The following is a 7,454-nucleotide window of genomic DNA, read 5'->3' on the forward strand; positions in this document are numbered from 1 at the left end:
GATGGCTGAGTTACAAAATAGTGAGCGCCTAATTATCAATACTTTGTTTGACCATACGATTTTCACCAGTACGCCTACACCGGATATGACCAATGCCACGGTTGCGGCGATCAATGCCTTAAAACGGCCCAGGGTGCAACGCAAAATCACCCGTTATCTGAAGGACTTAGTAGGGATGGGCCCGGATAATTATCAGGAAAATTTATTATTTTTACTAGGCCCCAGTCAACTGGCGGCTGATGATGTCCATATTTTATTAGCCACCCTCAAGGCCATCATCAACGAACCCAATCTGCAAACCGCTGAAACCACTCGCTTAGTCACCACGGAAAAAATCGTGCGCCAGGTGCGCAGTGAAGTGGTGAATCTAGATGAAAAAATCATTTACCGGCGCATTACCCAACTTTTCGTGGAACGATTAAACTTGCTGACCCCTGATCGCATTGATGGCCCTACCCCAGACCAAACAGAATTTGTCACCGAGTATTGGGATGTGAGCCCAGATTTTAATGCCGTGGCTAAGTGCCTGGTGGACGCCTTGATTGCCGAACAAAATACCCCGAAATTGTCCCTGATTCAGCAGGTCAATCGCACTTTACTCTTAGAACGCTTCATGAGTCCCACCACCACGCCCGCCCTTTGGCCCATATTGGTGGCCAATAAACAGGCTATTGCCAAGCAGTGGGGCGAGTTAAAGCGCTTTGTGTTGGAGTGCGGCAGCGACTATGCCTTGTTGTTAGATACCCAGCACCAACAAAGTGCTGCCATGCCTTACATCGTAGCTTTGGCGGTGGCCCATTCGCTGGGGGCCGGGCTACCGGAAAAGGACCTGAATCAACGGATCCATGAAATTGCAGCGCAACTTTATCCTAAAAAGACCATCAGCGTCACCGACGTTCGTAGCGCCTTATTGGAAAATGCCTTAATTCAAATTGACCCTCATTTCGTCAGCCCCACCCCGTTGGTTCAACGCTTTGCCGTGCAAACTAAACCCAAAGAAGGTGCCTCATCATGACCGATTCCCAGCAACTGACGCCGGTTAGTTACCACCTGCGTCAGTTTAATAAGTACGCCCATTTAGACATGCCCGCTTCTAAAAACGGCAATTTGACAATCATTGGGGAAAACGCCGTGGGTAAGACCACCTTGGCCAATTGTTTCTTCCCCATGCTCATCGACGGGGCCATCGCCACCCCTTCCTTTAATGCGGCCAAGGGCACTGACAAAATTTCCCAAAGTGCTACGACCCGCAATAGCGCCCGGGACACCCGGACCTTTGAAAGTATGCTGCTGGGGTGGGGACCGGGGGCCATGAAGGTGCGCACCGGCTATACGTATATGCGCCTGGCCGCCAGCAAGCGCCAGGTCATCTTAGGTATTGGCGCCCACCGTGCCACCGGGGATACTCGCAAACCCACCTGGTGGTTCGTGGTCATCAGTGACGATCCCAGCAGGCAGCTAAATTTACAAACAACCGATAGCACCGGGGCGTGCTTAGATAAAGCTGCCTTTTTAAAGGCCAATGGGGATTTGGGGGCGGACTTGCATCTTTTTGAGTCCGCGCTAGATTACCGGGACTTTGTGGCCAGTCGTATCTATGGCTTCAGCAATGGTGAGACCCTAGGCAAGTTAGCCAATGTTTATCGCTTATTAGCGTCGCCGATTTTAACCTCGGGGAATGCGAAATTTTCTCCCATTAAAGCTGCCCTGCAAAATGCCCAAGAAGGTATTGATGACCAAGTGATTCAAGCTGTGGCCAACAGCCAACGGGAAGTCAACCGTAACTTAGGGCTTTTAGACCGTTTGAAGCATGGCCAAGACCGTTTGCAAAAACTTCAAAATACTATTTTTTGGGGGAATCTGAATCATCTCAATGAATTAATTCTATCCCGGTATAGCGATACCCATGCTGCCTATGAACAGGCTCAAATCGATGCGGCTCAGGCCCAACAAAAGGTGACTAAATACGCGGACCAAATCAAATTGTTACAGGAAAACATTCAAAACAACCAAGCCCACCTAGATCAGTTGCGGGATGCACAAATTCAACAAAAGAGTATCCGGCAACAAAGAGCTCTCTATCAAACCCAAATTGACACTGAGACCAAACGGCTGCAGACCTATCAGTATTATCAGGATCAGCTGACTACCTTAACGGCCAAGCAACAAGAACTGCAAGACCAACAAAACGATTTAGCCGTGCAACAAGACCAATTACAACGCCACCAGCTCAGTCCCCTACAAGCCCAAATCAGTACCCAGGCGGCCCACCTGACCGAATTTGCTTCGGCCATCGCCCAGATAAACCCCACTGAGGTGGCCCGCCAAATCCGAGTTTATTTACGCCAGTTAAAACAACAACTCAATGACTATCACCATTTGGCCGACACCATGGCCAGTCTCAGCGAAGACGTGGCCATTGTCCAAGATATGCAGGGCCAAATGGCAACCAGTATCGACCAGCACCTGCCCGGTCCCTTATTAGGCCGCGCTCGCCCCGCCCTGCAACAGGACAACCAAACCATCCATACCCAGGGTGCTGCTAAGATGAATGCCCAATATCAAGCCTTAGCTGACCAACAGGCGCAACTGCTGGATGAGCACCCAGATTTAAGAGCCGCCTTGACCCGAGAGGATTTAGTGGCCACTTTAACGGGCTTTCAAAAAGAATTTGCGCAAATCATCGCCCAAATAGAAGGGCTAGACCAAGAACAAGCCAACCTGGACCAGGCTGCGGGCAATACCGCCCAACAAATTCAAGCTATCCAAAACAGCTTAAACCTTGACCCGGATTTCGAGGTTGACCAGGTCACTGCCGCCATTGCCGCGGCCAATGAAAAATTGGCTAACTTAGTCATTGACCCCACCATTGACGACCAATTGGCCCAGGTGGCCAAAGAACACCAAGATTTAACCCAAGCTGAGCGGGAGGCCACCCAACAAAAGAGCATGGCAGAAGGCCGGGCTCAAGCGGCGGCCACCGCCAGTGACCAGCACGCCGCTACGTTGCAGCAATTGCGCCAAGCTATCTTAGAACCCCTGACAACTTTAGCGCCTTATTGTCCAGATGATGTCACCTTAGCTGATATTGACGCGACGATTACCTTCGTCACCACCCATCGGGCTAAAGTGCGGGGCAATAGTTATGCCCAAGTCAGCAATCGTATCAGTCATTTAATTCATAATAATAACCGGGATGGGGTGGATCGGGATGCTTTGGACGTTTTATTTGAAGACCGGGATCAGCCGGCCATCGCCAGCGCCATGCGCCAACAACATGCCATCGAAAAAAATGATTTAACGGTGGTGGCCTTTGACCTCCATGCCGCCCAGGCCATTTTAGCTGCCGACCGCACTGGGGTCGAACAGGCCTTGACCCAATTGGAACAGGGCAATGACTTTGCCCAGACCACTTATTTAGGGGCGGCCACCCAACTGATCACTGCCCAATATCAAGCCATTGACGCTTATAATGACATGCTGGTGCAAGGGGCTGGTGACAATAATAGTATTAAATTAAAAGTCGCTTTAACCCCGGCTACCGTTACCCCAGAAGTCATTGCCGAGGCCCGAGATCCCCAGCTGGAACAACGGCCGGCTTTGCTAGCTGAAATCAAAAAGCGCCTGGAAAAACTGGCCAATGACGCCGATGTCGCCGATGATGAGGGGGATTTTCAAGCCGCGGCCCGGGCTTTGTTAGATACCCGCCAGTGGTCAGATTTCAACGTCTTGATCAAGCGGCGGCAAAGTGCTGAGGATAACTATGAAGCTGTGGATAACAAGTTCGTCCAATCTGGGGGCTCTGGGGCTGAAAAAGCCCAGGCCATGGTCTTGCCCCTCTTATTGGTGCCGAAGATGGTCCTGCGGCAAGCAACGCTGGCAGATACCCCTTATTTGGTGATGTTTGATGAATTCGCCGATAAATTAGACCCCGAAACCGCTAAATCTTTTGTGAACACCATTGCCCGCTTTGGCTTTTGTTTCATTGCCACCATGCCCAACGGGGCTCAAAACAAAATTCTCGCCGATGGGGTGGCCAACATCGCCTACACGGTGCTGGCGCCCCAGCAACAAGATGACGGGTTGTTCCATCAAAATCGCGTGGAACCGGCCTTGATTTGGCAACAAGAGGTACCATCATGAGCCCGTACCAACAAGCTTACCGCACCAACACCGGCAAGCCCCTGCCGGCCCAGGCAGCCACTTTAGAGCCCCTGTTTGCTCAAATTGCGGCGGGGGAAGCCCTGCCACCCCGGGGCCAACAGGCAGTGACCTTGGGCTTAACCGCCCACAGCCTCACGGATGCCAAAGCCGATCCCGATTTATTTGAGTACTACCGTTGGGTCATCACCCATTGTTTTGCCCAAAAAGAAATCAATGAACTGACGGCCAAATTGATCGGCATGGCCTTTACCAGTGCTAATATCTTCCAAACAGACCTGCCCCAACCTATCACCTTGAACCCTTGGCAAATTGATGCCATGCTGACTTTTCCTCTAGCCACCAAGCAGGCGGTGGTCATTGAAAACAACGGGGTTTTTGCCTTGTTACATCAACGCCATCCCACCTGGCCCCTTATCGTCCAATCCGGCAATGACTTCAATCCTGCCTATGTTCAATTGATTCAAAATCTAGAACAACGGGGGGTCGCCTTTACCTACATTGGCGACTTAGACAGTCGGGGCATTCAAATGGCTGACCACTTCTTCACCCAATTACAACGCACCCCTATTGACGTGGTCACCGCCCTGCAACGGCCCGTGGACGTGGCCAAGTGGGTGGCGCTCATGGGCAAACCAGACCCCAAGCGCACCCGGGCCCTTACCGTTCAAAACGCCATTTATCAACAGGAACTCAACGTGATCCAGCTCTCCGAGAAATTTGTGGAACAAGAACAACTGCTGGCCATCTATGAAGCGCGCATCCCCCAATGGTTAGCTGAAAATAAATCTTGAGCAGAAAAATAGCCAGCATCCCTGCTGGCTGAAAAACTAGTTATATCATTTAACGCTAATCAGTCCAGGCTGGTTGGCGTTTTTTGTTGTCTAACGCTAACTAAACTTGTTCTATTTCCCCACGATGCGCCGCACACCCCGCCGCACCCCGTTTTCCAAGCGCTGGAAGGCGAGGTATTGTTGGCGGGCCCGTTTGATGCGTTTATAGCGCTGGGGATTTTTTTGATAGAATTGTTGATGAAAATTCTCAGCGGGCCAAAAGTGGCTGGCGGGTTCTATGGCGGTGACGATGGGTTTTTGATAGCGCCCCGACGCCGCTAATTTCTGTTTGGAGGCCGTGGCGATTTGGCGCTGAGTGTCATTGCTCACGAAAATAACCGGGCGATAATTATTGCCCCGATCGCTAATTTGCCCCAATTCATCCGTGGGGTCCGTTAAGTCCCAATAAAGATCCACTAACTGCTGATAACTGACACGGCGGGTATCAAAAATCACTTCAATGGCCTCCACATGGCCGGTATACTGCAACACCACCTGTTCATAAGTGGGATTATCGGTATGGCCGCCGGTATAGCCAGATAAGACGGACACGATGCCCGGGTAAGTTTCAAAGGGTTCCACCATACACCAAAAACAGCCCCCGGCAAAGATCGCCCGTTCCTGGTAAGGCAGATCAGCTTGTTGGTGTTGGGTCACGTCAAACTGGGGCGCTGTGTAAGTGGCGTCGGTGAGCCCCACATAAAAATCCGTCACATCGGGGGTCAAATTGTGGCGTAGCGCCAAGGGCCGCAAATCGTATTCTAATTTATCAATTTCAACGTCAAAATTACCGCCAGCTTCAATAGCGGTTTTTGCAGCGGTCAATAATTGGCGTTCCCAGTCTCGGGTTGCCGGATTTAGCATCAAATTATAAATTTCCGTCAGGACCTGTTCAGTTTTATCGATCATGGCTATCCTTATCCTTTGCTGTAGCCTCATTGTATTGTTCCAAAAATGATGATTGTTCCCATGATACTACGCTAAAGTCCAGTAATGTGCAAAAATTTAGCCTACAAAAATGGCGATCCAATATAATCACTGGGTCGCCACTCGCTTGCTTTATTTCACTTTTAATTTCTTATAACTCACGATGCCTAATGCACTGAACAACAAGACAAAGCCTAAAATCGATAGGCCCTTGGACCAACTGTGGTCTTCACCGGTCTGGGGCAATAATTGCTTGCTGGATCCGGTGATGGTCTCAGTGCTCACAGGAATCAGATGATGCTTAGATTCTGTGGGGACGGTGCCGGTTGTCGTTGATGCACCTGGTGTAGTCGCTGTGCCTGGTTGCGGATCACTAGGGGTGATGGGTAACAGCGGCTGATTAGGATCAGTGGGTGTTGTGGGTACATCAGGTTGTTGCGGCACGTCTGGTTTTTGTGGCACCTGGGGTTGGCTAGGTTGAACTGGGGTTGTGGGTACATAAGTGTTGATCACATCAGACCCGTCGACTTGGCTAGTATAATGGGGCACTTTATCTTCTGAGACCGTATAAACAATGGTCTGATTGCCCTGTTTCAGCGGTAAATTGCTGAATTCATAGTGCCAATTGTCCGCAGCCGTGACTTGTTTGCTTTTTATAACGCGGCCATTAGCCAACAAATGGATGGTAATAGCATCTGGCCGTTGGTTGGCGGCATTACCCTGGTCCTGCCAAATCTTGTTCCCGGAAACCGTAGCGGTTATCGGTTTAGTGGGTGGCACCAGGATATAGGTGTTGGTGATATTGTAACCATTAATATCCGTTTGATAATAGGGCACATAGTTTTCACTAATAGTATAGGCAATTGTCTGTCCTGCTTGGTCCACCTTAGGCAAATTGGTAAATTCGTATTGCCAATTATTTTGAGCAGTCACCGTCTTAGTTTGCACCACTTGCCCGTTGGCTAGTAAATTGACTTGAATACTCGTGGGACGCTGCTGAAATTGATCAGCCCCGTCGATCCAAGTTTTATGCCCAGCTACCGTGGTGGTCGTGGGTTTGGTAGGTGGCGTGGTCACAAAGGTATTGGTGATATTGTAACCGTTAATTTTAGTGGCGTAATTGGTCACGGGATCTTCACTGACCGTATACACAATGGCCTTGCCCTGATCGTCGGTCTTCGGTAAATTCGTGAAATGATACTGCCATTGATTGGTGGCAGTCACCGTCTTGGTTTGCACCACTTTGCCATTGGCTAACAGATTAACTTTGATACTGTCTGGGCGCTGGCCGGCTTGATTGTTGGTATCTGACCAAGTCTTTTGGCCGCTGACCGTGGTGGTGGCTGGCTGACTCACATGGGTGTTGGTGATATTATAACCATTAATTTTTGTCGTGTAATTAGCCACAGGAGCTTCACTGATGGTGTAAGTAATGGCTTTACCCTGGTCGGTCTTAGGCAAGTTGGTGAAACTATATTGCCATTGACTGGCGGCGTTCACCGTTTTAGTCTGCACCACTTTGCCGTTGGCTAA

Annotated in this window: 5 protein-coding genes; 3 read left to right on the forward strand and 2 right to left on the reverse strand. The window is 50.2% G+C overall.

Going from position 1 to position 7,454, the window contains the following annotated elements:
- Position 1: 1 nt before the first annotated feature.
- From FC83_RS10280 to FC83_RS10290, 3 genes are read left to right on the forward strand one after another with little or no spacing between them, the layout of a single operon-like run.
- A complete protein-coding gene (locus FC83_RS10280; protein WP_057002743.1) occupies positions 2-1,015 on the forward strand; it encodes a hypothetical protein in 1,014 nt (337 codons plus the stop codon).
- Positions 1,012-4,143, forward strand: a complete 3,132-nt coding sequence (locus tag FC83_RS10285) for an SbcC/MukB-like Walker B domain-containing protein (protein ID WP_057002744.1) — start codon at positions 1,012-1,014, stop codon at positions 4,141-4,143. The genes FC83_RS10280 and FC83_RS10285 overlap by 4 nt, the downstream gene beginning before the upstream one ends.
- A complete protein-coding gene (locus FC83_RS10290) occupies positions 4,140-4,955 on the forward strand; it encodes a DUF2399 domain-containing protein (protein WP_035455386.1) in 816 nt (271 codons plus the stop codon). Before FC83_RS10285 ends, FC83_RS10290 begins: the two co-directional genes overlap by 4 nt.
- Positions 4,956-5,066: 111 nt before the next feature.
- Here FC83_RS10290 and msrA read toward each other — a convergent pair whose 3' ends face one another.
- Both msrA and FC83_RS10300 read right to left on the reverse strand, forming a co-directional pair.
- Positions 5,067-5,903 carry a peptide-methionine (S)-S-oxide reductase MsrA gene (gene msrA, locus FC83_RS10295; RefSeq protein ID WP_035455384.1) on the reverse strand — a complete coding sequence of 279 codons (837 nt, stop codon included), beginning with the start codon at positions 5,901-5,903 and terminating at the stop codon, positions 5,067-5,069.
- 150 nt (positions 5,904-6,053) lie between these two features.
- The coding region (locus FC83_RS10300; RefSeq protein ID WP_156405595.1) for a Cna B-type domain-containing protein at positions 6,054-7,454 on the reverse strand (1,401 nt) is incomplete at its 5' end.

The sequence above is a fragment of the Agrilactobacillus composti DSM 18527 = JCM 14202 genome (assembly GCF_001436375.1).
GTDB classification, from domain to species: Bacteria; Bacillota; Bacilli; order Lactobacillales; family Lactobacillaceae; genus Agrilactobacillus; species Agrilactobacillus composti.

Bases quoted from the DNA above. Each gene is read 5' to 3' on its own strand.
- FC83_RS10280 (WP_057002743.1), top strand. From the start codon at position 2: ATGGCTGAGTTACAAAATAGTGAGCGCCTAATTATCAATACTTTGTTT.
- FC83_RS10285 (WP_057002744.1), top strand. From the start codon at position 1,012: ATGACCGATTCCCAGCAACTGACGCCGGTTAGTTACCACCTGCGTCAG.
- FC83_RS10290 (WP_035455386.1), top strand. From the start codon at position 4,140: ATGAGCCCGTACCAACAAGCTTACCGCACCAACACCGGCAAGCCCCTG.
- msrA (WP_035455384.1), bottom strand. From the start codon at position 5,903: ATGATCGATAAAACTGAACAGGTCCTGACGGAAATTTATAATTTGATG.